Annotated in this window: 27 protein-coding genes and 2 tRNA genes; 14 read left to right on the forward strand and 15 right to left on the reverse strand. The window is 38.1% G+C overall.

Going from position 1 to position 22,955, the window contains the following annotated elements; genetic code table 11:
* Window positions 1–353: 353 nt before the first annotated feature.
* Genes QZ276_RS11305 through QZ276_RS11320 form a run of 5 tightly spaced genes read right to left on the reverse strand, consistent with a single transcriptional unit; the run spans window position 354 to window position 2,847 of the window.
* Complete coding sequence (locus tag QZ276_RS11305; RefSeq protein WP_292488067.1) at window positions 354–1,211, reverse strand: ATP-binding protein; 858 nt, start codon at window positions 1,209–1,211, stop codon at window positions 354–356.
* Window positions 1,212–1,226: 15 nt separating this feature from the next.
* Entirely contained in the window at window positions 1,227–1,643 is a 417-nt protein-coding gene (locus QZ276_RS11500; protein ID WP_342765727.1) for a P-loop NTPase, read from the reverse strand.
* A gap of 45 nt (window positions 1,644–1,688) precedes the next feature.
* Window positions 1,689–2,069 carry a 4Fe-4S binding protein gene (locus QZ276_RS11505; RefSeq protein ID WP_342765728.1) on the reverse strand — a complete coding sequence of 127 codons (381 nt, stop codon included), beginning with the start codon at window positions 2,067–2,069 and terminating at the stop codon, window positions 1,689–1,691.
* Between the two features lie 36 nt (window positions 2,070–2,105).
* The gene (locus QZ276_RS11315; RefSeq protein WP_292488069.1) at window positions 2,106–2,495 is read right to left on the reverse strand and encodes a NifB/NifX family molybdenum-iron cluster-binding protein; all 390 of its coding nucleotides are present in this window, start codon (window positions 2,493–2,495) and stop codon (window positions 2,106–2,108) included.
* Complete coding sequence (locus QZ276_RS11320) at window positions 2,470–2,847, reverse strand: NifB/NifX family molybdenum-iron cluster-binding protein (protein WP_292488071.1); 378 nt, start codon at window positions 2,845–2,847, stop codon at window positions 2,470–2,472. The genes QZ276_RS11315 and QZ276_RS11320 overlap by 26 nt, the downstream gene beginning before the upstream one ends.
* A 123-nt stretch (window positions 2,848–2,970) precedes the next feature.
* Here QZ276_RS11320 and QZ276_RS11325 point away from each other — a divergent pair, with 123 nt between their 5' ends.
* Genes QZ276_RS11325 through QZ276_RS11335 form a run of 3 tightly spaced genes read left to right on the forward strand, consistent with a single transcriptional unit; the run spans window position 2,971 to window position 4,921 of the window.
* Window positions 2,971–3,279, forward strand: a complete 309-nt coding sequence (locus QZ276_RS11325; RefSeq protein WP_292488120.1) for a DUF134 domain-containing protein — start codon at window positions 2,971–2,973, stop codon at window positions 3,277–3,279.
* A 30-nt stretch (window positions 3,280–3,309) separates the two neighbouring features.
* Window positions 3,310–4,197, forward strand: a complete 888-nt coding sequence (locus QZ276_RS11330; protein WP_292488073.1) for an Mrp/NBP35 family ATP-binding protein — start codon at window positions 3,310–3,312, stop codon at window positions 4,195–4,197.
* Between the two features lie 22 nt (window positions 4,198–4,219).
* Window positions 4,220–4,921 carry a DUF169 domain-containing protein gene (locus QZ276_RS11335; RefSeq protein WP_292488075.1) on the forward strand — a complete coding sequence of 234 codons (702 nt, stop codon included), beginning with the start codon at window positions 4,220–4,222 and terminating at the stop codon, window positions 4,919–4,921.
* 28 nt (window positions 4,922–4,949) lie between these two features.
* Here QZ276_RS11335 and map read toward each other — a convergent pair whose 3' ends face one another.
* Together map and QZ276_RS11345 are read right to left on the reverse strand one after the other, a co-directional pair.
* Window positions 4,950–5,861, reverse strand: a complete 912-nt coding sequence (gene map / locus QZ276_RS11340; RefSeq protein WP_292488077.1) for a type II methionyl aminopeptidase — start codon at window positions 5,859–5,861, stop codon at window positions 4,950–4,952.
* Between the two features lie 12 nt (window positions 5,862–5,873).
* Window positions 5,874–7,034 (reverse strand): Xaa-Pro peptidase family protein, encoded by a 1,161-nt coding sequence (locus QZ276_RS11345; RefSeq protein WP_292488078.1) that lies wholly within the window; start codon window positions 7,032–7,034, stop codon window positions 5,874–5,876.
* A gap of 176 nt (window positions 7,035–7,210) precedes the next feature.
* Here QZ276_RS11345 and QZ276_RS11350 point away from each other — a divergent pair, with 176 nt between their 5' ends.
* From QZ276_RS11350 to QZ276_RS11370, 5 genes are read left to right on the forward strand one after another with little or no spacing between them, the layout of a single operon-like run.
* Complete coding sequence (locus QZ276_RS11350) at window positions 7,211–8,170, forward strand: DUF4198 domain-containing protein (RefSeq protein WP_292488080.1); 960 nt, start codon at window positions 7,211–7,213, stop codon at window positions 8,168–8,170.
* Window positions 8,171–8,218: 48 nt separating this feature from the next.
* The gene (gene cbiM / locus QZ276_RS11355; RefSeq protein ID WP_292484183.1) at window positions 8,219–8,863 is read left to right on the forward strand and encodes a cobalt transporter CbiM; all 645 of its coding nucleotides are present in this window, start codon (window positions 8,219–8,221) and stop codon (window positions 8,861–8,863) included.
* Window positions 8,856–9,326: a hypothetical protein gene (locus QZ276_RS11360; protein WP_292484181.1), complete on the forward strand. Its 471-nt coding sequence runs from the start codon at window positions 8,856–8,858 to the stop codon at window positions 9,324–9,326. Before cbiM ends, QZ276_RS11360 begins: the two co-directional genes overlap by 8 nt.
* The gene (gene cbiQ, locus QZ276_RS11365; protein WP_292488082.1) at window positions 9,326–10,093 is read left to right on the forward strand and encodes a cobalt ECF transporter T component CbiQ; all 768 of its coding nucleotides are present in this window, start codon (window positions 9,326–9,328) and stop codon (window positions 10,091–10,093) included. Before QZ276_RS11360 ends, cbiQ begins: the two co-directional genes overlap by 1 nt.
* Window positions 10,090–11,004 carry an energy-coupling factor ABC transporter ATP-binding protein gene (locus QZ276_RS11370; RefSeq protein WP_292488085.1) on the forward strand — a complete coding sequence of 305 codons (915 nt, stop codon included), beginning with the start codon at window positions 10,090–10,092 and terminating at the stop codon, window positions 11,002–11,004. Before cbiQ ends, QZ276_RS11370 begins: the two co-directional genes overlap by 4 nt.
* Before the next feature lie 23 nt (window positions 11,005–11,027).
* Here QZ276_RS11370 and QZ276_RS11375 read toward each other — a convergent pair.
* Together QZ276_RS11375 and QZ276_RS11380 are read right to left on the reverse strand one after the other, a co-directional pair.
* Window positions 11,028–11,100: transfer RNA gene (locus QZ276_RS11375), tRNA-Asp, on the reverse strand.
* Between the two features lie 78 nt (window positions 11,101–11,178).
* A tRNA-Tyr gene (locus QZ276_RS11380) sits at window positions 11,179–11,289 on the reverse strand.
* 126 nt (window positions 11,290–11,415) lie between these two features.
* Here QZ276_RS11380 and QZ276_RS11385 point away from each other — a divergent pair.
* The 4 genes from QZ276_RS11385 to hisB all read left to right on the forward strand — a co-directional run bounded on the left by QZ276_RS11385 (window position 11,416) and on the right by hisB (window position 14,139).
* Window positions 11,416–11,799, forward strand: a complete 384-nt coding sequence (locus QZ276_RS11385; protein WP_292488087.1) for a response regulator — start codon at window positions 11,416–11,418, stop codon at window positions 11,797–11,799.
* A 131-nt stretch (window positions 11,800–11,930) separates the two neighbouring features.
* Entirely contained in the window at window positions 11,931–12,785 is an 855-nt protein-coding gene (hisG, locus tag QZ276_RS11390) for an ATP phosphoribosyltransferase (protein WP_292488089.1), read from the forward strand.
* A gap of 9 nt (window positions 12,786–12,794) precedes the next feature.
* Entirely contained in the window at window positions 12,795–13,541 is a 747-nt protein-coding gene (gene hisA, locus QZ276_RS11395; RefSeq protein WP_292488091.1) for a 1-(5-phosphoribosyl)-5-[(5-phosphoribosylamino)methylideneamino]imidazole-4-carboxamide isomerase, read from the forward strand.
* Window positions 13,542–13,563: 22 nt separating this feature from the next.
* A complete protein-coding gene (gene hisB, locus QZ276_RS11400; RefSeq protein WP_292488093.1) occupies window positions 13,564–14,139 on the forward strand; it encodes an imidazoleglycerol-phosphate dehydratase HisB in 576 nt (191 codons plus the stop codon).
* A gap of 3 nt (window positions 14,140–14,142) precedes the next feature.
* Here the strand turns inward: hisB and QZ276_RS11405 are convergent, their stop codons facing one another.
* The 3 genes from QZ276_RS11405 to QZ276_RS11415 all read right to left on the reverse strand — a co-directional run bounded on the left by QZ276_RS11405 (window position 14,143) and on the right by QZ276_RS11415 (window position 17,676).
* On the reverse strand, window positions 14,143–16,233 hold the full coding sequence (locus QZ276_RS11405; protein WP_292488094.1) for a helix-hairpin-helix domain-containing protein: 2,091 nt from the start codon (window positions 16,231–16,233) through the stop codon (window positions 14,143–14,145).
* A 71-nt stretch (window positions 16,234–16,304) separates the two neighbouring features.
* Window positions 16,305–16,823, reverse strand: a complete 519-nt coding sequence (locus tag QZ276_RS11410; protein ID WP_292488097.1) for an ArsR family transcriptional regulator — start codon at window positions 16,821–16,823, stop codon at window positions 16,305–16,307.
* A gap of 37 nt (window positions 16,824–16,860) precedes the next feature.
* Complete coding sequence (locus tag QZ276_RS11415; RefSeq protein ID WP_292488099.1) at window positions 16,861–17,676, reverse strand: sugar phosphate isomerase/epimerase; 816 nt, start codon at window positions 17,674–17,676, stop codon at window positions 16,861–16,863.
* Between QZ276_RS11415 and QZ276_RS11420 the strand changes: the two genes are divergently transcribed.
* Entirely contained in the window at window positions 17,663–18,274 is a 612-nt protein-coding gene (locus tag QZ276_RS11420) for an adenosylcobinamide amidohydrolase (protein ID WP_292488100.1), read from the forward strand. The genes QZ276_RS11415 and QZ276_RS11420 overlap by 14 nt on opposite strands.
* On the opposite strand, the gene pyrH is transcribed toward QZ276_RS11420, so the two are convergent.
* The 3 genes from pyrH to QZ276_RS11435 all read right to left on the reverse strand — a co-directional run bounded on the left by pyrH (window position 18,275) and on the right by QZ276_RS11435 (window position 20,347).
* A complete protein-coding gene (gene pyrH, locus QZ276_RS11425; RefSeq protein ID WP_292488103.1) occupies window positions 18,275–18,982 on the reverse strand; it encodes a UMP kinase in 708 nt (235 codons plus the stop codon).
* A 103-nt stretch (window positions 18,983–19,085) separates the two neighbouring features.
* Window positions 19,086–20,117 (reverse strand): aspartate-semialdehyde dehydrogenase, encoded by a 1,032-nt coding sequence (asd, locus tag QZ276_RS11430; RefSeq protein WP_292488105.1) that lies wholly within the window; start codon window positions 20,115–20,117, stop codon window positions 19,086–19,088.
* A 53-nt stretch (window positions 20,118–20,170) separates the two neighbouring features.
* Window positions 20,171–20,347 (reverse strand): 4Fe-4S binding protein, encoded by a 177-nt coding sequence (locus QZ276_RS11435; RefSeq protein WP_013195601.1) that lies wholly within the window; start codon window positions 20,345–20,347, stop codon window positions 20,171–20,173.
* Between the two features lie 182 nt (window positions 20,348–20,529).
* Here QZ276_RS11435 and QZ276_RS11440 point away from each other — a divergent pair, with 182 nt between their 5' ends.
* On the forward strand, window positions 20,530–22,710 hold the full coding sequence (locus QZ276_RS11440; RefSeq protein ID WP_292488108.1) for an ATP-dependent DNA helicase: 2,181 nt from the start codon (window positions 20,530–20,532) through the stop codon (window positions 22,708–22,710).
* The last annotated feature ends 245 nt before the right edge of the window (window positions 22,711–22,955 follow it).

Here is a 22,955-nt window from a genome sequence, read left to right on the forward strand (position 1 = left end):
CAGCCGTCTCCCTTCGACAAAGTTATCCCAGTTTGTCATGCACGCACACTGTCCCTACCTCTCAGGACTGTTTAATGCAGTACGATAGAGCAGCGGACTAGGGAAGCATCCGAGGGTATCATGGCCGGGATAACGTAGTTCCTTTAAGGAACTGAGTCTGGTCAATCAGGGCTTTCCGCAGGGACAAGCCCACCTCCTTTAGAGGTGGGTTATTGACATGTTTTTTGTAGTACACTACGTCTGATAACTGTAATGTTGTCAGCAATGTTTGTGCAATCTTTACCCTGAGTACATTGCTTATCTATACATAAAGCACACCACATATTAACTGTTCCTCTATTTTCAAATTGTTTTTAAAGCCTTTGTGTTACACGTTCCCAGATATCCCTGATTGTCCTTGATAATTCACTATCAGAATACTCAATAATTGTTTTTTCCTGTATCATGGCTTCAACTGGTATAGTGTCGTAAGGTATCTTACCCACAACTTCCACCCCTTTTTCCCTGCAGTAATCTTCTATAACTCGAGTATTTTCCACATTTATATCATATTTATTTATGCAGACAAGAGTTGGTATATCAAAATAATTCGTCACTTCCAAGATTCTTTTAAAATCATGAATTCCTGATATACTAGGTTCTGTAACGACAAGAGTCATATTAACTCCTGTAATAGAAGAAATAACAGAACAACCTGTTCCTGGTGGCCCATCTATAAGGATTAGATCACTATTATATTTTTCAACGAGTTCACTGGATGTGTTCCTAACAACAGTGACAAGTTTTCCACTTGCTTCTTCACCTGCTTTCAGGTTTGCATGACTCATTGGTCCATATCTTGTTCTGGATTTATAATATTTGCCTGATATCCTGTCATTAAGAGATATCGCATTTTCTGGACATATATATTCACATACACCGCAACCTTCACAAATAAAAGTATTTACATTAAAATCCTCTGTGATAGCATCAAACCTGCAATAAGATTTACACAATCCACATTCTGTACAAAGATTATTGTTAACATAAGCCACCTTTGAACCTATGAAATCGAAAGTCTCCATTATTTCAGGGTTCAATATCAGATAAATATCTGCAGCATCCACATCACAATCAGATATAACAGCATTCTCTGCAAGTGAAGCAAAAGCTGACGTGAGAGTGGTCTTCCCGGTTCCTCCTTTTCCGCTTATTACAGTAATTTGTTTCATACTATTACCTTAACATTAGTATTTATCAATTGGTTGTATACTCTCAAACATCTGTGCAAATTGTTTTTTCCATTTAGGCATTTTTTGTACAAACGGGGTTCCATTTGAATACAACTGTGCTATATTCTTATCATAAGGTATTTTCATCAAAACCGGAATATTTTCAGAATAGCAAAATTCCTCTACCTTACTATCACCAACATCACAACGATTGATAATTATGCCAAAAGGAATGCCTAACTCTCGTACAACATCAACAGTGAGTAAGAGATCGTGGTACCCAAAAGGTGTAGGCTCTGTAACAAGGATACAGTAGTCAGTATCTTCAAGGGTAGCTATTGCAGGACAAGCTGTTCCAGGAGGAGCATCAATTATTGTATTTTTATTTTTATTAATGTTTTTTTTAAGGTCTTTTATCACAGGTGATGCCATTGCCTCCCCTATATTTTGTTGACCCTGGAAAAACTCTAAATTTCTCTATTCAGTTTCTGATTTTTCAATTGTTCCAATGCTTCGTTTTTCTTCGCCAATTGCGTCCATTGGGCAGACAATTCCACATCCACCGCATCCGTGGCAAAGAGTGTTGAAAAGCATTATATCCCCGGGCAATACTGCAATAGCATTAAACTGACAAAAATCCGCACATTTTCCACAAAAATTACATTTATTTTTGTCAATTACTGGTGTAAAAATATTAACATCATGTTTCTTTACAAGATTGTATCCAAGAAAAATATTACAATTGGGTTCTTCTACATCACAGTCAAGCAATTGGGCACCACCCAAAGAAAGTGCCAAATTAACTGAAATCGTTGTTTTACCAGTACCCCCTTTCCCACTTGCTATTGCAATGTTCATGATATCTCCTTTTCTAAAATTTGAAAAATCTGGTTATTAATGCTGATGCGATTTACATGCATTTTCTTTTGTTGCCTCTTCCAGATTTCCAGTATTCCATGATTTAAGGGCGTCTTTTACTGTACCCTTTGCACCCACATATACATCTATACAATAATTTTCAAACATGTTTATAGCTCTTGGACCAATTCCTGAGCATAACATTACTTCTACTCCTGATTCGGATAAAATTTCAGGAGGCTTCCTTGTACCTCCCATATGTTCCCCTATGTTTGGAAGTACTTCTACCGTGTCGGTCTCAGTATCTACAAGAGTATAATATGAGGCCCGTCCAAAATGTTCACATATTGAAGCCTCAAAACCTCCATTTTCGTTGGAAGGTATACATACTTTCATGAAATCACCTATATGATCTATTAATTCCATTATGAGCTTTTACTGTTGGAACATCTGACTCGTCAAGCAATCCTGCTTTAAAATCATCGATTGCCTTTCTGATTGTACCTGCAGCTCCAGTATATACATTTATATTGGCTTTGGAAAGTACTGAAAACGCATTAGGTCCCACATTACCAGTTATTAAAGCATCTATGTCCTTATCTACAATAGCCTGTGCAGCTTTTATACCCGCTCCTCCTAGTGTTGAATTACCGGAATTTTCGAATACTTCAAATTCCATTGATTCAGAATCTGCAAGAACAATATACTGGGACCTTCCAAATCTTGGGTCCAGTGGTTCATCCAGATTTTTACCTTTAGCTGTAATACCTATTATCATATTTATACCTCAATTCCAATATAGAAGATTATTTTTCATATTTCACACATAAGTGATTAATTATATAAATATAATTGATAATATTTATATATTTTCTCACATAAGAGATATTAAGGTGATAATATTCCAGGCAGACCCAAGTACCCCAGACGTGTTGAATATAAACCAAAAATTAACTATTTTAAACCCAGAGGAGTGCCCCTTTCAGAACTTGAGGTTGTATCTTTAGCAGTTGAAGAGGTTGAAGCTTTACGTCTGGTTGATTTAGAAGAAATGCAACAGGAAGAAGCAGCCCAAAAAATGGGCATATCAAGACGTGCTTTCTGGGAAGACATCCAGAATGTAAGGAAAAAAATAGCGTTTGCATTGACCAATGGTAAAGCAATAGAAATTAAAGGTGGGACTCATACTAACATAAATGATGATGAATAATCATAAATTCCTATAAAGGGGAGAGGTTGTATGCCTAAAGAATTTATACCAACTGAAGATATTAAAAAAAGCAGCCCAGAAGAAGCAAAAAGTAAAGAGCAACAATCACAGTCACAACCCCAAACTCTGAGTCTGGAAGGGGTTAAACATAAAATAATGATAATGAGCGGTAAAGGTGGTGTAGGGAAAAGTACAATCGCCGCATTCCTTGCATCAAGTCTTTCTAAACGCGGATACAGGGTTGGTTTACTGGACTCCGACATCCATGGACCCAGTATCCCAAAGATGTTTGGACTGGAAAATAAAAAACCAGAAATTGATGAAAAAGGTATTGTACCTATTCCTGTATCAAAGAATTTAAAAATTATGTCTATAGCATTTTTGCTTGAAGGCGAAGATTTTCCTGTTATCTGGCGAGGTCCCGCCAAAATGAGTGCTATAAAACAATTTTTACAGGAAGTTTCTTGGGGTGTACTGGATTTTCTTATAATTGACCTGCCACCAGGCACAGGTGATGAACCATTAAGTATTGCACAGCTGATTCCAGAATTTGATGGTGCTATAGTTATTACAACACCACAGGATGTAGCTCTTACAAGTGTAAGAAAGTCAATAAACTTCTTGGACCTTGTTAATGTTCCTGTTCTTGGGCTGGTTGAAAATATGAGTGGAGTTATTTGTCCCAGCTGTGGTGATGAGATAGAAGTATTTGGTGGAGGTGGCGTTGAAAAAGCTGCATCAGATTTTGGAATATCGGTACTTGCAGAATTACCCATTGAACCCCAAGTATCCCAAAAAGCCGACACAGGTGCTACCTATACCTATGAAGGAAATGAATCCGAGTGGGATAAGAGGTTCAGCAATGTTGTAGATACTATTGAAAAACTGGAAAATAATACTAAAAACGATGGAAACTAAATATTAAAAGGGGGTCATGATTATGAATTATGCCAAAGCAAGTCAAAAACTTGTTGACTTACTTAATCTAAGGGGTAAGCCCGTTGCAGTCTCATTGTTAAAACAAGAAGAAGACATTCCACACGGTTTGGAGGAAGTTTCAAACCCTGAAAGATACTGTCAGATGTTGCAGAAAGCCCGGTTAAATGAAATCACAAGTTTTGCAACTATAGATAAACATGCATGCAAAGGTGGTGCTGCAGCAGTAGGTTTGCAGGATTATCCTGACAAACTCAAAAGCGGGAAATTGTATGTAGACAAACTTGGAAAAGAGGTTTCATACAGCGTTGCCAAGCGTGTGGTTGAAAATATGCCAAGACCAGAGCCAGGATCCACAATTGCCACAGTTATTTCTCCATTGGATAATACAGCCACAAGGCCAGATGTTATAATTGTTATAGGCAACACTCTGGTAGCCAGAAGGATTGCTCAAACTATTATTTATAAACATGGTGGAAGAATGACTGCAGATTTTGCAGGTATTCAGTCAACCTGCGCAGATGCTACCGGATCACCGTACATAACCGGTGAAGTAAATATATCTATCGGTTGTGATGGAGCAGCCAAAAACGCAGGTCTCAAAGATGATGAAATGGTTGTAGGTATTCCAGAAGAAATTTTGGGTGATGTTGTTAACGTACTGGACATGAAAGCATATGAATGGGATAAATGGATGAAATCCTGATTTTTGTATTCAGGATATCTCCCTAAAATTATTTGGTTGTTATTTCACAACCGTTTTCGGTTACTATAACTGTATGTTCAGCCTGGGACACCAATCCCTCCTCGATTTCTTTAAGTACAGGATAAGACCTTATTGCTCCTGCCTTTTCAAGCTGTAAAAGTGCAAAATCAAGGCTTTTGGTACTGGATTGAAGCCACCGCTTTGCAAACGGTAACGTCCTGTATTTTTCAACTTCCTTCATAAGCTTTCTTGCTGCCGGCAGACGTACTGATTTTTTGGCTATAAGACTGTATATTTCAGCCCACGGACCATTACCTATTTTACCTGCACCATCAGTTGCAAAAGGTTCTATTGCAATTATATCCCCTTCATTGAGTACAATACCCTGATCGACATGTCTGTTGGGTATAGAAGGAGATGCATGAGCAATATACCGCTCAAGCCCATGTCCTGTCAGATTAACAACCGGTTTGAGGCCGTAACCTGTTATTGCATCTTCTATAACTCTTCCAATTTCTGCAGTGTTAACTCCGCTTTTAATAACATCAATTGCCGAGTTAAGGGCATCCTCTGAAGCTTTTACAAGGTCGTTGTTACCCGAAAGATCAACTGTTACCGCTGAATCCGCAATATATCCATCCAGATGAACTCCCATATCCAGTTTCACCATATCGTCACCAAACACCGAATCATCGTCTATTGATGGTGTAGCATGAGCAGCTTCATCATTTCTTGATATATTACATGGAAATGCAGGATGACCACCTAAATCAATAATTGTTTGTTCTACTGCACCGGCAACTTCCAGAAGTTTTTCACCCTTTTTAACCCGGTTTTTACCTTCTTCTCTTGCTTTTGACAGTATATCTCCTGCATCCATATATTTCTGGATTATTTCTTCTTCTGAGTACTGTTTTAAGTTATTATCATCCGATTTCATATTATCTCATCCTTAGACAACAAATTTCTTTTCAAATTCAGTCAGATTCCTGCATCCTTTTTCAGTAACAACCACTATATCTTCAATACGCACTCCTCCAATTTCAGGATAATATAAACCCGGTTCTACTGTTATCACATTACCGGATTCAAGTTTGTTTCCATTATCTCCCAGGCTTGGAAGTTCATGCACTTCCAGACCTACACCATGACCCGTTGAATGCAGGAAACCGGATTTTAGTTTTGGATTATTACGGACAGTATCATATCCTTTTTCTTCAAAAACATCACATACTGCATTATGGATTTCATTGCATAAAACCCCTGGTTTTACAAGTTCAAGTGCCTTGTTCTGGGCTTCGATTACTGCATCATACATATCTTTTAGCTGTCTGGAAGGGGTACCTTTAACCACTGTACGGCTCATATCTGAAAAATATCGGTTGGTTTTACTCCGAGGGAATATATCAATAATAATCGGTTCGTTTGCTTTTAAAGTGCCTTCACCTATCCAATGAGGGGTAGACGACTGTTTTCCGCATGCTACAATTGTAGCTTCAGCTTCACAGCCAAAATCAAGAAGCCTATGTTCGATGGCATTGCGCACGTATTCAGATGTAAGTTCAACACCTTCATTATAAAGTACACCATCAGATTCTGATGCATTTGAAATCAGATTTACTGCTGTATCCATTGCTTTTTCACAGGCATTCTGGACTGTTTCGATATTTGCTATTTCTGATTCACTTTTTTTTGTCCTCATATCTTTGAAAGGGCTTTTTATGGGCATGAACCAGAACCCCTGCTCTTTAAGGGTTTGCGCAATGAAAAATGGGAAGTTGTGCGGCACACCAATTTTTCTGATTCCTTCTTTACCAAGAAGCTCACCGAGTGTGTCACTGAAAGCAATAGATGGGTCAGACCTGGATTTTATTTTGGACCGATAATCATAATCCTGCGTTGTTCTTATATTTGTTATCCGTGATTCGTTCTCAGCTCGTCCACGCTCCATTTCTGATACCAGTAATATTTCATCCCCACTGTTTGTCTGCAAATATGTGAACTTATCAGATGCAAAAAAACCGGTTGTATAATACATATCAGCATTATGAGATTCGCCGATCATTATATAGGCATCGAGTCCTTTTTTTGAAAGTGTGTTCGAGATATCCATATTATTTTTTTCCTGAATTTGCTTCATGTAATCTGATTTATTGATACTAATACAAATTTGTTGTTAAAATTGATTTACTGTTAATTATAAAATCGAAAATGTTATATGTTAATACTTTTGTAGGTTTTAGTAATACTGAATTGAATAAAAGTATATTTATCAAAGGAGGTAAGAAATTGAAAAAAAGCGTAATGTTAATACTTTGTACAATAGGTTTTGTGCTGTGCTTTACAGGTGTTGCAAGTGCTCATTTCACAATGGTATTTCCCGGTGGAGATACGGATGTAACACCAAAAGATTACATAGCTGAAAAGGGTGAAACAAAAGAGATTGTGCTGGTATGGGGACATCCCTATGAGCATATAATGTTTGATTTTCCGGGTGATGAACCTGTAGTTAATGTCACAAAACCTGATGGTAGTGTTGTTGAACTATCACCAGAAAAAACTACTGTAAAGGAAAAAAAAGCCTATCAAGTATCATATACCGTTGACCAGAGAGGAGACCATATTCTATCCGTCAAACTGGAAACTGAAGAACACGGCCTGGTAGATTATACAAAAGCAGTTATCCATTCAGGAACTGAAGCCTGGAAAGGATGGGATACAGAAACTGGACAGAAAACCGAAATTATGCCATATATGAGACCTTATGGAATGGAAGAAGGGTTTGTGTTCTCAGGAAAAGTTTTGTATAACAAAGAACCATTACCCAACGCCACTGTAGAGGTTGAAGAATATCACAAAGAATCCACTGCAAAAGAAATAGTAAAATCTGCAGAGGATAAATATTCTAATGACCCACCCATGGTTTTTACAAGAGTTGCAAAAACCAATGAAAATGGAGATTTCATGTACACACTTGACGAAACGGGTATCTGGTTTGTAGGTGCTACAAAAGAAATCGAAGACGGACTGGATAAAAGAGGAGTATTTATTTTACCTGTAATTGAAGAGTTCCCCGCAGAAAACACATCCACACCATCTGATTCTGCAACTGAACAGTCAACGACTGATAAGGATTCATCTTCAAATGAACAGGAGACAACCAGCCTTCCAGGGTTTGGATTCCTAATTGCTGCAGCAGGGATCATTGGTGCAGTGGCAATTGGAACCGGCAGGATTAAGAAAAACTAAATAATATCTATGGGCACTTAAGCCCATTATTTTTTGGAGAGATTAGCAATGGTTCATATATCAGACGGTGTTCTGTCATTCCCTGTAGTTGCATTCGGATGGGTTCTAAGCTTTATAATAATAGGCGTGACTCTTTGGTGGAGTGAAAAACACGGTGATATAGCCGAGCAAATCCCTAAACTATCTGTTATCACTGCAGCCTTTTTTGTAGCATCATTAATACATATTCCACTGGGCTTCACAAGTGTTCACCTTATGCTCAACGGTATTGTTGGTGTTATTCTTGGAATTCTTTCATTCCCTGCAATATTTACCGGAGTTTCACTACAAGCATTTTTGTTCCAACATGGTGGTGTTACAACCATAGGCATAAATACCGTTATACTCGGGATTCCCGCACTAATCTCATACGGTATTTTTAAAACAGGTGTTAAACGATTACCATTTAGAAATAAAATAGAATCTTTGTTTGGAGGTATCAGTGGAGGATTTGCGGTTATAATTTCAGTTGTATTCCTTGTATTCAGTTTTATGCTAACAGGAGAAGAATTAACAACTCCTGCAAGTCTTATAGCGATAGGACATATACCTATTATGATAATAGAAGGTCTGGTTGCAGTATCTATAGTTGCATTTTTGCTTAAAGTAAAACCCGAATTATTACCTGTTAAAGGTGGTGGGAAAAATGAATAAATTAAATTGGTTGAGCATATTAATATTACTACTGATTCTGGCTATGTCTCTTACACATACCGTATCTGCCCATAGGGTACATGTAGAGAGCCAGATTAATGAGATACAGATAAAATCATGGTATGGAGGAGGAGAATCCATAGAAAAAGCTGATGTTAAAGTATATACAATTGAAAACGGTAAAGAAGAGATATATATTGAAGGGACAACCGATGAAGATGGTGCATACAATTTTTCACCAAAAATGGGTGTATCAGAATACAGGGTAGTAGTGAAATCCGATGGTCACAGAGGAGATAAAACCATAAACCTATCAGATACAGGATTGCCTGAACAAAATAATGAGGATCCCATATACACAAAAATTATTTCTGGATTTGGGTATCTTGCAGGCCTTGCAGGCGCAGGAATGCTATATATGAACTGGAAACGATATAATAAAGGAGAGGAGAAAAATAATTAATGGAATATCCTGAAATTGATAAATATTCTTCACTTGAATCCCCAATCCACAATTTTGACCCCAGAACAAAGATAATTACATTCACATTACTTATATTCTCATCTGTTTTTGTAGAAGACATCAGGTTTGCTGCTCTGGCATTAATTGCAGCTTTCATACTGCTTATTATTTCAAAACTGCCTTTTAAATTTATATTCAACCATGTTAAATGGGTATCCCTGTTCATCCTCCCTTTTCTAATAATAATGCCCTTTACCGTCGATGGTGATGTTTTGGTAAATATTAGCTATATAACAGTGACCCATGAAGGCATTACCTATGGATTTCTTATTACTGTTAGAGCTTTTACAGCAATTCTACTGGTATTTACAATGCTTGGAACAATGAGATTTGATACCACAATCAAAGCGTTACATATGCTAAAAATCCCAAATCCGCTGGTACAGATGCTTATGTTTACCTATCGTTACATATTTGTTTTCCTTGATGAATTCCAGAGGATGTGGACTGCAATGACATCCAAGGGATTTAAACCCGGTTTAAACATTTCTTCGATATCAAAAATCGGTAAATCCGTAGGAATGCTTGTTGTCAAAAGTTATGAAAGGGCTCAAAGAGTATATCAGGCTATGCTTTCCAAAGGGTATACAGGAAACCCCAATACAATAGTAAAATTCAATATAAAAACCAGAGATTACCTGATAACATTTTTGATTATAAGTTTTGCAGTCGTTTTACATATATCCCCCGTGGTGTTGTTACAATGATAAATGCCATCGACGTCACTAACTTAAACTACTCATATCCCGACGGAACAAAAGCTCTTGACGGTATCGATATTAAAATTGAAGAAGGCGAGAAAACCGTCATCGTAGGTCCCAATGGGGCGGGAAAAACCACTCTTTTTCTGCATCTTAACGGTACTCTAAAGAGTCAGGGTAAGAACGTTTCAATTTTTGGAAGAAACATTTCAGAAATGGCAATTGAAGAGAGAATAAGAGAAATCGGCATCATTTTCCAAGACCCTGATGACCAGCTTTTCATGCCCACTGTATATGATGATATTGCATTTGGTCCACTGAACATGGGGCTTGAAAATAAAGAAGTGGATGAAAAAGTAAAAAAAGCACTATCCATTGTAGGGCTTGAAGGTTTTGAGGACAAAGTTCCGCACCACCTAAGTTATGGTCAAAAGAAAAAGGTAGCAATGGCTTCTGTACTGTCAATGGAACCTAAAATACTGGTAATCGATGAACCAACAGCCAATCTTGACCCAAGAAGCAGGAAAGAGTTAATAAAGCTTATTAATAAGCTAAACAAAAATCAGGGTATTACCATAATAATGGCTACACATGATGTTAACGCTCTACCCCAGCTTTCAGACAGGGTCTATGTTCTCAACCACAAAATTATAGCTCAGGGTTCCCCAAGAGAAATATTTTCAGATTCTACTGTTTTAAAAGAAAACAATCTGGAAGCCCCTGATGTATTCAAATTATTCAAAGTATTGGGATTTTTTGGATACGACTACGACACTCTGCCGTTATCCATTGATGAGGCTATCGAAGAACTTACAAAAACAATAGAAACCAACAACGGACACATCCATCTTCATATACATGAACATACTCATCAAAACATCAGGGATTTTATCAACAACAATGACCATCATCACTGAATTATAAAAGGCAGAAAAAGTTACGTTCGGATCGGGATTTGAACCCGAGTCGAGGCCTCGACAGGGCCCCATGATAGGCCACTACACTATCCGAACACTTTGTTATCTGAAAGCACACCTAATTGTGTTTTCTAATATATAACTGTTTTTGTAAACCTGTTAATAATGGTTGAGTCCCGCCTCCCAGATTCGAACTGGGGACATCGCGGTTCCTGCGCGGTATGTGTGACAGATGTCACATGGTCCTAACTACAGCCGCGCACTCTTCCACTGAGTTAAGGCGGGTCAGGTTTGGCGTGCAACCTACTCTCATAAACATAATATTACTTATCCTTTTCGCCTACACAATTTTTATTATATTTCTAACAAAACAAAAACAAACTTGTATGATAAAAAAACAAGTACATATAGATGTCAAATTCAGATGTTAATGTTCTTGTGGTTGAGGATAACGTATTTAATATGGAATTAACAGTTGACCTGCTAAAATCCTACGGATACAATATCACAAAAGCAGAAGATGGGTATATTGCCCTTGAAAAATTAAAAAACACAAAAATCGATTTGATACTGCTTGATATGCAGCTTCCGAAAATGGATGGTCTCGAACTGCTTTCAAAGTTGAAAAATGACCCCGAAACCATGAACATACCGGTCATTGCCCTGACTGCCCATGCGATGTTAGGCGATAAAAAACGTTTTATTGATGCTGGTTGTGACGGATATATATCAAAACCAATGGACATACATAAATTTAAGAGCCAGATTGATCAGCATTTAAACAACGACCGTTAATTTTCCTACACAAGTGTTGTTTTGTATTTAAATTATCAGCAAATTTTGATAGGCAGAAATCGTGAAACCTATATGCTATAAATGTAATTTTAAAAAATAGTTAATTTGTCATTATTCCAGAGGATTCCCTTATGATACGTATCGCTATACCAAACAAAGGACGCCTAAATGAACCAACTGTGAAACTGCTTAAAGAAGCCGGACTCCCTGTATCTGACGGAGGGGAGAGAAAGCTTTTTGGAACAACTACCGATCCGGAAATCTCTTTTTTATTTGCAAGAGCCGCAGATATACCTGAATATGTACAGGATGGAGCTGCAGACATCGGTATTACCGGTATAGACCTTGTCTCAGAAACCGATGCTGATGTTGATCTTATGCTTGATTTGAATTACGGAAAATCAAACCTTATGCTTGCTGTTCCTGAAGACTCATCAATAGAATCTGTAGAAGAACTTGAAGGCATGAAAATTGGTACCGAGTTTCCAAATATAACAAAGAAATTTTTTGACAGCAAGAACATAAACATAGAGGTCATCAAAGTAAGTGGTGCCTGTGAAATGACACCCTATATAGGAGTCGCTGACGCCATTGTAGATATATCAAGCTCAGGCACTACTTTTGTACTGAACAATCTAAAACCCGTGGAAAAGGTTTTCTCGTCTTCTGTATATATGATTGCAAACCACCAGAGTGCAGAAGAAAAGAATAAAATACATCATATAAAAACTGCATTTGAAAGTGTACTCAACGCCGAAGGAAAACGGTATTTGATGATGAACGTACCAAAAGATTCACTGGACGAGGTAAAAGAGGTTCTTCCTGGTCTCTCCGGACCTACTGTGATGAAAGTTGAATCAGAATCCTCTACACTTGCAATACACGCAGTAGTAGACTCTGATATGATTTTTACAACAGTTAACAAACTAAAAGAGGTAGGTGCAAGAGACATCCTTGTTGTACCAATTGAACGTCTGATGCCGTGAGGACATATTATGTGTTTTGAAATCATACCTGCAATCGATATTAGAGAAGGAAAATGTGTCCAGCTTGTACAGGGTGTTCCCGGTAGTGAAATTGTATGCCTCGATGACCCTATCGAAGTCGCAGTGGACTGGTACAACAAAGGAGCCAGAATTTTCCACCTTATAGACCTTGATGGTGCTATCGAGGGTGAGCGTAAAAATGCCCCTATTATCCAGAATATCGTAGATAAATTCAAAACCGAGGATGTGGTGATACAGGTCGGTGGAGGTATCCGTTCCGAGGAGGATGCCGCACAGCTTTTGAATATCGGTGTTGACAGGATCATATTGAGTACTGCTGCTCTTGAAAATCCCGAACTGATAAAAGGTTTGGCGAAAAGATTTGGAAGCAAATGTGTAATGGTTGCACTGGATTCTAAAAAAGGTAAGATATCGGTAGAAGGATGGACAAAGGAATCCGAATTTACCGCTGTTGACATGGGTATCAAATTCGAAAACCTTGGTGCAGGTAGTATCCTATTTACAAATATTGATACAGAAGGATTGCTGCAGGGCACAGAAACAAAACCCATTGAAGAACTTGTTGAATCAGTAACAATTCCTGTTATTGCTTCTGGAGGAGTTACCAGTATAGACGACCTCCTTACAATCAAAAATGTTGGTGCATCGGGTGTTGTTGTCGGAAGTGCACTCTATAAAAACAAATTTAAACTTGCAGATGCAATTGATGCAGTTAAAGGTAAAAATTGTAAATAAAGTGAAGTTATAAAGGTATTTTATGAGGACTGCTAACATATCAAGAGAAACCGGTGAAACAAATATTGAAATAGAACTCAACCTTGACGGCTGTGGAGAAGCAGAGGTTGATACAGGAATAGGGTTTTTTGACCACATGCTATCGTCTTTTGCAAAACATTCCGGTTTTGATTTAAGTATTAGTGCAAACGGAGACCTTGAAGTGGATGAACATCATCTTATAGAGGATACCGGTATTGTCATGGGGCAGGCAATAGACAACGCACTGGGAGATAAAAAAGGAATAGCAAGGTACGGTGAAGCCCGTACACCGATGGATGAATCTCTTGCTGATGTGGTACTTGACCTTGGCGGTCGCAGTTATCTGGTAATGAACGCAGAATTTGAATCCCATTGTGTGGGATATTTTAGCACCCAGTTGGTCAGACACTTTTTTGAATCAATTGTCCAGAACGCAAACATGAACCTCCATGCATCTGTCTACGGAGACAACGACCACCATAAAATAGAGGCACTTTTCAAGGCTTTTGCCCATGCAATGAAACGTGCGGTTGTTGTAGAAGGAGAAAGTATCAAAAGTACAAAAGGAATGCTGTAATTATCAATCGAATTTATTTTTCAACCTATTATAAAACGCCTGTTCATCTCCACTTGTTTTCCTTGCAAGCCTTTCTACAATAAGTTCAGGGGTACTTTTTGCAATGTAATTCTGTCTCGGTGTTCTGTCCACTATCAGGTTAAGTTCAGAATCAAGACCTTCTGCCTCTATTCCATCAACCCTGACATCACACTGGGTATTTTCCATAATCAGTTCTGAAAGATGGGATACAAATACAGACATACTTTTTTCGTTTTTGGACAATGTTTCAAGTATTCCAGCTATGATTTTGGCGGATGCTCCCGGTTCTGTGATGGATTCCAGTTCATCCACAAGAACCACTTTACTCGAGTTGTCTGTAACTACTGAAAAATCTGTAAGGGTACTTTCAAACGCCCCTGCATCAAGCGTACCCTTGGATTTGGCAAAATAATATAGTCCATCTGTAAGCCCTATTTCAGGAACATTTGCAGGAACAGGAAATCCCATGTGGGCAAGTATAACACATTGTGCAAGCAGTTCCAGCATAGATGTTTTTCCGCCTGAATTAACCCCACTTAACAATACATGTCGGTTATTATCGCTATTGTGAGATGTTTTTCCCAGTGAATAATCAATCGGGGTAACATCACCGTATTTGGATTGTAGAAACAGGTTACGCCCCTTAACAAACCCTATTCCTGCACCATCTATCAACTGTGGCATTTCAAGATTATACTCACTTGCAAATCTACCGATAGCAAAGCCTACATCAAAATCCAGTACAGAATAGACCAGTTCCCTGATTATATCATGATATTCATGCAGAGTCTTTGAAATTTGCCTTTTGTGTTCTACCTTTTTCTTCTGGATTCTGCGGACAATATCCTGTTTCAATGCATTAACCTGGCTATCATCAATTTCTATTGGATAGGATATTTCGTCCGGGAACAATGAATCAACGAAAAGTTTTTCCTGTTTCTCAAGTTTTAATTCATCTGTGATACTGTCTTTTGCTTCCTCAAGGATTGATTGGTAAGACTGATAGATTTCTTTTCTCATAAGGTCCTGGATTTCCATACTGCCGTTCATGACTCTGAGCATGTCCTGACCGCTGAGTGTCATTTTACTCTCTTCCAGGCACTTATCCAGCTTTGCATTGGCATCCTCTACCGTTTTTGATACTGTCTCATCTATACGTTCATGGATTTTGCCCAATCTATCGATTTCAGGGTCTGTTCCTGTTGCAACATCCCCGTTTTCATCTATCAATTCAAGAGTCTCTCTAAGAATATCAAGGTCTTTATTATTCATCTGCTCAAAGAAGTTGAAATCATTTGAACGTAGACATTGGATTACATCAAGAGAATTTTCAACCGCTGGAAGGTTTTTGGCATAGAATGCAATCTCTTTTTCAGGAATTATCTGCCAGTCCTGCAATTTCTCAAGGTCGGTTACATATTCCAGTTCCATATCTTCAGAATAGTCAACATCCAGATAATCATCAGTTATTGCATGTGAATACCCGCGAGCTATATCAAGCATTTCAGAGGAATCGGTAACAATCTGGATATCTACAAAAGATCCATACTTTTTCTTTAGATTCGCATAAACATTTTCATCAGTTGTTAAAATAGTTCGGTCTCTGATTTTTCCTGAAGGATAATTTGACTTCAGGGGTTTAATATAAGACAACATTTTCAGGAATTTATCATCTTTTCCAAACACATCTGCCGTTTTTCTGTAATAGTTAACTGTATCCTGAATTTGTTTTATCAGATTCATTTTACTGGATGGATACGGGATGTAAATATGGAGTTTATCTCTGGCGTACCCGGTATTTGCAAACTGCTTTATTACATCAAGTAAACGTTCATAAATATTAATTGCTTCATTTGTTTTCAAAAAATCAGTCAATGTTACTCCATCGATAATACCGCGTGTTTCATGTACCAGTGATATTGCAAATTTTTGACCGATTCCCTCAATTTCTGATATACTGGCAATATCACCGTTTAAAATAGCATTAAGTGCGGCTTCCTCACTTCCAAAATGACCTATAAAACGCTGAGCTGTTTTATCCCCTATACGGGGTACATCTTGCAGGCTTTCCATTGCTAAAAATTCACCTGTGATTTTATTGGATATGATATTTATTAAAACAACTGGTTTAAAAATAGAGGTTTTCATTCCTTTTTTATGTTTATATTCAGTTTCATTTTGGTGATTGGTTCAAGTTTTTTCCATTTAACTGTAGCATCCTTCTCAAAAGTGCATTCATTTACTGTTTTGTCAGAAAAGGAGCCATCCACTTCATAAATATAGAATCCTTGATCACCATCTGTAGCAACGACAGCATCCCTATCTCCAATTTGTTTGACCTCTACTGCCGAAACCTTTTTTAAAGCATCGAGCAGTGTTGTTCCCTTGTCAACATCCACACTTTTTATTGGTGCAAATCTGTCAAGTATCGTGTATATATTACTGGTGTTTATTTTTAAAATATCAGTTTTACCAAATCTTGTGCGGTTAACAAGTTCTGCTTCTTCAAGTATTTTTACGTGTTTTGCTGCAACAGGAACTGAAATGCCCAGTTTTTTAGCCATCCCTGTTATATGTGTTTCTGAATCACTCAGAATTTCAAGCATTTGCAAACGGGTGGAGCAACCAAGTGCTTTGAATACTTTATTATCCAGATGGCTCATAATTATAAGTTGAAAAGGATATTATAAATAAATTGTCTTACTTTATACCCAGATCTTTTATAGCTTTCAAACTTTTTTCCACATAATCCCTGCTTCGGTGTTCAAGAACCTTCATACCACTGTTTTTTTTCAAAACGTCCTGCATCCCTTTAAAATCAATATTTCCTGCACCCACCCATAGATGCTCATCACTTTCACCTGTGTTGTCATGGATATGGAAATGGGATATATTATATTCTAAAAATTCGTCTAATGTCTGTGTTGTATTGGCATGTCCCACATCCAGTGCAAATCCATTGTTTCCAAGGTCAAGGTCTGGATACTGGAAAAGGAAACAATTCCAGTCACTTGGCATATTTTCAACACAGATTTTTATATCAGTTCCATCGGTTATTTTTTTAAGTTCTAAAAGTGATTTTTTCAAAGATACCTTTGCATCAGGAATATCGCACGAATATGTAAAATATCCGGGATGGACAACCAGAACTCTGGCATCTATTTGACTGCATATATCGACCATTTCCTGTATCAATTCCATCCCTGCTTTACGCATGGGCTCTCTGATACTTCCAATATTAAGGTCTGTAGTGGGAGCATGGACAGTATATTCAAGATTGTAGGAATAAGGTGTTTCAGAGTCCCTGAGAAGGTCATGGAACCCTTCGGAAAATATCTCCGCACCTCTGGAAAGTTTTTTAATGTTTTCCAGTGCTTCTGATAGAGGAAGATCATGGAATGCATAAGAAGATATACCTATCATGGATATAGTATTTGACAGATAATTAATTATAATTTCTGTTTGTTTTTGTATCATCATCGACCATAAAACCAGTGATATTTTGAAATACTGCACCAGAAACTCCACACTGATAATTTCAGGAGAATTTGAAGGGCTTAGTACAGGAATTAATGGTGGTCGTGGGTATGTAGAATCCATATTCAATCATGAAGTTAATAAAGGATTTGATTTCAAAAATCCAGTAAAATATCTGGATAATGTTGCAGAATACAATGAAGTTTACAAACCATATTTTGGACTTTTGACCGCAGTTGAGATGGAAAACCTGTGCATAAAAACCGATGATTATCTTACAACATTTGTCACAGCAGGTATAACTCATCCCTCTGTATACAGATTGGATGGCTACTATCCCGGTACAATAAATATTATTCTTGTTGTTGATGTTGAATTATCAGAAGGTGCAATGGCGGGTGCGATAATCACAGCAACAGAAGCAAAAGGTCTTGCACTAATGAAGATGGGTTACGATTTTCTGGGTACTACAACAGATGCTGTTGTGGTTGCTTATCAGAAACAGAAAAAAAATTCCAGCCCATATATAGAATACGCAGGGTCTTACACCGATTTTGGTAAAAAAATTACTGATACAGTTGTTGAAGGTGTAAAAGAGGGAATAAAAAAGACGCATCCAGAATCGGTATCATACTGATTAATCACAGATGATTCGTGTTCCAGGATGCTTCCCTGTTACAGGTTCGGTTTTTAAGTTTTCCTGCATAATAAGGTCTGTTACCTGACCCGGATCAGTGCCGTCCATTATAGTAGTGGGCATCTTGCATCTTTCTATTATTTTGGCAGCCAATGGGTCAACTGGTGATTTAGAACCTGCTTTAATCTCCGTTGAGATGACTACATCAACCAATTCTTTGGCACTTAATTTCTCATACCTCTTTGCGTTGGGATCCTGTACCGGGTCTTTGGAATATACTCCGTCAACCGAAGTTGCAATCACCAGAAAGTCGGCATTTAAATACTCTGCAAGAATTGCTGAAACCGCATCAGTGGTTTGGCCGGGGACAACCCCACCCATAACTACCACCTTGTCGGATGCAAGAGCAAGTTTTGCTTCCTTATAGGTACGTGGAGGTTCTGGATATGCATCTTCACCAAAAGCTGATATCAGAAGTTGTGCGTTTAAGCGGGTTACCTCTATCCCTATAAAATCGCACACAGCTTCATTTGAACCCACACTGCGTGCTACATTAATATAATCTCTTGCTGCCTTACCACCACCCGTTACGATTACCAACTGATGGTCTGGCAATAGTTTACTAAGAGCGTTTTTATAAAAAACAAAACGTTCCGGGTCGAGGTCATTTGCAATTATAGATCCACCGATTGACAAAACAACTAACATGATTATCTAAAACTATTATTGCATTTTACTTTTAAAAAGTATCGGAAAAAATCAATATTAAATATCATATAAAAATTAGAAAACGATGCGTTTTAAAGCATCGTTATAATTTTCCTTTTTTGTGAAGAAGTTCAGCATTGAGTACACTTGCTCCCGCTGCTCCGCGGATGGTATTGTGACCCAGTGCAATATAACGGATGCCCTCACGGATACGTCCGACATTTACCGCCATTCCGCTGCCTATGTTTTTATCCAGACGCGGCTGGGGTCTATCAGGTTCATCCCAGACAACCAGTGAATTTTCAGGTTTTGACGGGAGGTCTTCAAGTCCAGGGTCAAAATCAAGGAAAGCCTTTCTGACGTCCTCTGGTGTTGGATTATCATCCATTCCCGCCCATATCGCTTCTGTATGTCCATCAAGTACCGGTACTCTGTGACATGATGTACTTACGTGTATATCTGGGTTTAAAATCTCAGAACCATTAAATTCTCCCAGAAGTTTCAGAGTTTCGTTTTCCATCTTCTCTTCCTCTGTTTTGATATAGGGAAGAATATTGTCGATTATTGACATGGACGACACACCATCAAATCCCGCACCTGATACTGCCTGCATAGTCGCTACATTGACATTATTGAGACCAAACTGCATCAGAGGTTTGAGAGATACTATCATGATAATAGTCGAACAATTGGGATTTGTTATAATATATCCGTCCCAGTTGTGGTTATCTTGCTGCTGTTCTATCATACCCAGATGGTCGGGATTGACTTCGGGAACAACAAGTGGTACATCGTCTTCCATTCTATAAGACGATGCATTGCTTGCAACCGCAAACCCTGCTTCTGCAAATTCTGGTTCTACAGTTTTTGCACTGGATGAAGGGAGTGCTGAAAACACTACATCCGCATCTACTTTGGAAGGGTCAACAGGTACTACTTCCTTACCCTTTACTTCATCCGGTAACTGAGAATCCAGCCTCCAGTTTGCAGCATTTTCATAGGTTTTGCCAGCACTTCGTTCTGATGCTGCAAGTGATGTGATTTCAAACCAAGGATGGTCTGTAAGCGCTTCGATAAAACGCTGTCCGACTGCTCCTGTAGCACCCAGTACTCCAGCTTTTATTCGCTCTGCCATTGCCACCACCTAAAAAATTGACCAAATTATTTGATTGAATAAATTAAAACGGATTACTCAATTTCAATTGCTTCTGTAGGACATACATCTACACATTCACCACAATCTGAACATTCACCTTCATCTACAACTGCAATGTTTTCGCCATCCAGTGAAATTGCTTCGACCGGACATTCATCAACACATGTCGCACAGCCCACACAATTTTCAGAAATAATAACTGCTACCATTTGTACTATATCTCCTTTTATTGTATTAATAAGGTTTATTAAAACTTACAACTTTAGATAAAGCAGTTTGAATAAAAAACTGTCGATATTAGATTTCAATTTCTACAACCGTAATGGTTAAAATTTTAGATAAAATTTAAAGAACAAAACCTATTAAAACGGGCTAATATTTAGGTGTTGCAATGAAAGATTCCAAAGGGTATTTTAAATATTTTACAAAAGGTTCCTGCTATCCCAATCAGGAAGATGCAATGGAGAATATCCATTCAGCTCTTCTTAAAAAACAGATAGTTCTTTTTGAAGGTGCATGTGGTACAGGAAAAACCCTGAGTGCCCTTGCACCAGCACTACAGGTAGGTAAACAACTGGACAAGACTGTTATAATCGCTACCAACGTCCACCAGCAAATGGTGCAGTTCATACAGGAAGCCCGTGATATTAAAAAAACTAAGGACATAAAAGCCGCAGTTATAAAGGGTAAAACCAACATGTGCCCTCATGGAATCGACTATGACGAATGCACTGTTAAAAGAGAAAACACTTTTGACCTCATCGAACTGGAAAAAGATATCCAGTTAAAGCGACAGGAACTCAAATCAGCAAATAAAAATTATAAACAATCAAAAGACCCAGAACTGATACGTTTAAGAGATGAACTTTCAAAAGAACTCGAAAACTCTGAAGAAAAAGCACGCAATCTTCGTGGACGTACCTGCAATGAATTATATGAAGTCCTGAATTATGACAGTGAAAAATTCAGGGACTGGCTGTTTAAGGATGTCCGTACTCCAGAGGAGGTCAATGATTTTGCCTACCAGAACGCTATGTGCGGATACGAGTTGTTAAAACGTGAAGTCAAATATGCAGACCTTGTAATTGCAAACTTCCATCATGTTTTAAATCAGGATATTTTTTCCACTCTTCTAAGCTGGATTGATAGAGAACCACAAGATGTTATCGTTATATTCGATGAAGCTCACAACATTGAATCCGCTGCACGTTCTCATTCTTCCATAACCATCACTGAACACTCTATTGAAAAATCAGTGTCAGAGGTTAATGAATACATAGGTCAGGTACCTGATGAAAGATTGGGGAACCTTTTCAGCACACTGCTTGATGTGGTGCAAAATACATACAATTCAAGGTTCAAATTTGGGGAAAAGGAAAAAATTGGAAAATACTGGTACGACATTCGCATCAGTGACCCCTATGACAGAAACGATATGATTGCCGGGAAATTTTTACGACAGGCAAAAGAAGAGGGTTTTGGAGACAAAAAACAGATTCGCGAACTACTTGAAGAAGCAAACGATTTTGGTTCCAAACTGGAAGAGTTCTATCATGAGCAATACAAAAAAGGGCTGTCCAAAGTTTTAAAGCATTCCGATATTAAATACGCTGCAGACTTTCTGTTATCATATCTGGAATTGTCCAACAACCCCCACTATTATCCCATACTCAATGTCAGAAGAGACCAAAATGATGAAATCTACGGACGTATTGAACTATTTACCTGTATTCCGAAAAATGTCACAGAACCGCTTTTTGAATCGGTCTATTCATCCATTCTGATGTCCGCAACACTGCGACCTTTCGACATGGTCAAAAACACCCTTGGAATAAGTAGAGAAACGTGTGAGCTCGCCTACGGTTCATCTTTCCCTGAAGATAAACGCCTGACAATTGCAGCATCAGTACCTCCGTTATTTGCAAAAAACAGAGATGACCCCCAGAATATAGAGACCATTGAACAGATACTACTTGATTCAATCGAACAATCCACTGGTAATGTAATAATATTCTTCCAGAATTCACATGAAGCAAAACGTTATCATGGAAAACTTGAATCACAGCTCAATATTCCTGTATTTCTGGACGAGGTGGGCGTTTCTGCACAACAGGTCAGGCAGGAATTTTTTGATATAGGAGAAGATGGTGGAAAAGCCGTGATGTTGTCCTATATCTGGGGCACTCTAAGTGAAGGGCTCGATTATAGAGAAGGACGTGGACGCACTGTCATCATTGTTGGTGTAGGTTATCCTGCTCTCAATGACAGGATGAATGCTGTTGAGTCCGCCTATGACAGTGTTTTTGGATACGGTGCGGGATGGGATTATGCAGTTCAGATACCCACGATACGTAAAATCCGACAGGCTATGGGAAGAGTTGTTCGTTCACCAACCGATTACGGAGCAAGGATTCTCATAGATGGGAGGTTTTTGACAGAATCACCTCAGAAGTTTGGAAAATTTGCAGTTTATCCGGTGTTTCCAGAAGATGAGAGAAAGGAATTTATTGATGTTGAGCCTGAAAAAATTAAATATTCACTTATGAACTTTTTCATGGACAATTCTAAATAATTCTTATTATTTTTTCAGGATAGTTATTTTTACTGCTATAAAATGGCTGATGTTATCATACAAACCTGGTTTTAAACAGGAGGCAGGGAAAAAGTAAAAAAGCAGAAATCCCATCATTTAGCAAAATGAAAGAAAGGTTTTAAAAATAATCTGGAACATATTAAGAAAAAACAATACCTCACACTAATATGATAAGAATAACATCCCCCTCCAGACTCCATCTGTCATTGATAGATCTTAACGCA

It is taken from the genome of Methanohalobium sp. (assembly GCF_018609725.1).
In the GTDB taxonomy this organism is placed as follows: Archaea; Halobacteriota; Methanosarcinia; order Methanosarcinales; family Methanosarcinaceae; genus Methanohalobium.

Bases quoted from the DNA above. Each gene is read 5' to 3' on its own strand.
- QZ276_RS11305 (WP_292488067.1), bottom strand. From the start codon at position 1,211: ATGAAACAAATTACTGTAATAAGCGGAAAAGGAGGAACCGGGAAGACC.
- QZ276_RS11500 (WP_342765727.1), bottom strand. From the start codon at position 1,643: ATGGCATCACCTGTGATAAAAGACCTTAAAAAAAACATTAATAAAAAT.
- QZ276_RS11505 (WP_342765728.1), bottom strand. From the start codon at position 2,069: ATGAACATTGCAATAGCAAGTGGGAAAGGGGGTACTGGTAAAACAACG.
- QZ276_RS11315 (WP_292488069.1), bottom strand. From the start codon at position 2,495: ATGGAATTAATAGATCATATAGGTGATTTCATGAAAGTATGTATACCT.
- QZ276_RS11320 (WP_292488071.1), bottom strand. From the start codon at position 2,847: ATGATAATAGGTATTACAGCTAAAGGTAAAAATCTGGATGAACCACTG.
- QZ276_RS11330 (WP_292488073.1), top strand. From the start codon at position 3,310: ATGCCTAAAGAATTTATACCAACTGAAGATATTAAAAAAAGCAGCCCA.
- QZ276_RS11335 (WP_292488075.1), top strand. From the start codon at position 4,220: ATGAATTATGCCAAAGCAAGTCAAAAACTTGTTGACTTACTTAATCTA.
- map (WP_292488077.1), bottom strand. From the start codon at position 5,861: ATGAAATCGGATGATAATAACTTAAAACAGTACTCAGAAGAAGAAATA.
- QZ276_RS11345 (WP_292488078.1), bottom strand. From the start codon at position 7,034: ATGGATATCTCGAACACACTTTCAAAAAAAGGACTCGATGCCTATATA.
- cbiM (WP_292484183.1), top strand. From the start codon at position 8,219: ATGGTTCATATATCAGACGGTGTTCTGTCATTCCCTGTAGTTGCATTC.
- QZ276_RS11360 (WP_292484181.1), top strand. From the start codon at position 8,856: ATGAATAAATTAAATTGGTTGAGCATATTAATATTACTACTGATTCTG.
- cbiQ (WP_292488082.1), top strand. From the start codon at position 9,326: ATGGAATATCCTGAAATTGATAAATATTCTTCACTTGAATCCCCAATC.
- QZ276_RS11370 (WP_292488085.1), top strand. From the start codon at position 10,090: ATGATAAATGCCATCGACGTCACTAACTTAAACTACTCATATCCCGAC.
- QZ276_RS11385 (WP_292488087.1), top strand. From the start codon at position 11,416: ATGTCAAATTCAGATGTTAATGTTCTTGTGGTTGAGGATAACGTATTT.
- hisG (WP_292488089.1), top strand. From the start codon at position 11,931: ATGATACGTATCGCTATACCAAACAAAGGACGCCTAAATGAACCAACT.
- hisA (WP_292488091.1), top strand. From the start codon at position 12,795: ATGTGTTTTGAAATCATACCTGCAATCGATATTAGAGAAGGAAAATGT.
- hisB (WP_292488093.1), top strand. From the start codon at position 13,564: ATGAGGACTGCTAACATATCAAGAGAAACCGGTGAAACAAATATTGAA.
- QZ276_RS11405 (WP_292488094.1), bottom strand. From the start codon at position 16,233: ATGGAAAGCCTGCAAGATGTACCCCGTATAGGGGATAAAACAGCTCAG.
- QZ276_RS11410 (WP_292488097.1), bottom strand. From the start codon at position 16,823: ATGAGCCATCTGGATAATAAAGTATTCAAAGCACTTGGTTGCTCCACC.
- pyrH (WP_292488103.1), bottom strand. From the start codon at position 18,982: ATGTTAGTTGTTTTGTCAATCGGTGGATCTATAATTGCAAATGACCTC.
- asd (WP_292488105.1), bottom strand. From the start codon at position 20,117: ATGGCAGAGCGAATAAAAGCTGGAGTACTGGGTGCTACAGGAGCAGTC.
- QZ276_RS11435 (WP_013195601.1), bottom strand. From the start codon at position 20,347: ATGGTAGCAGTTATTATTTCTGAAAATTGTGTGGGCTGTGCGACATGT.
- QZ276_RS11440 (WP_292488108.1), top strand. From the start codon at position 20,530: ATGAAAGATTCCAAAGGGTATTTTAAATATTTTACAAAAGGTTCCTGC.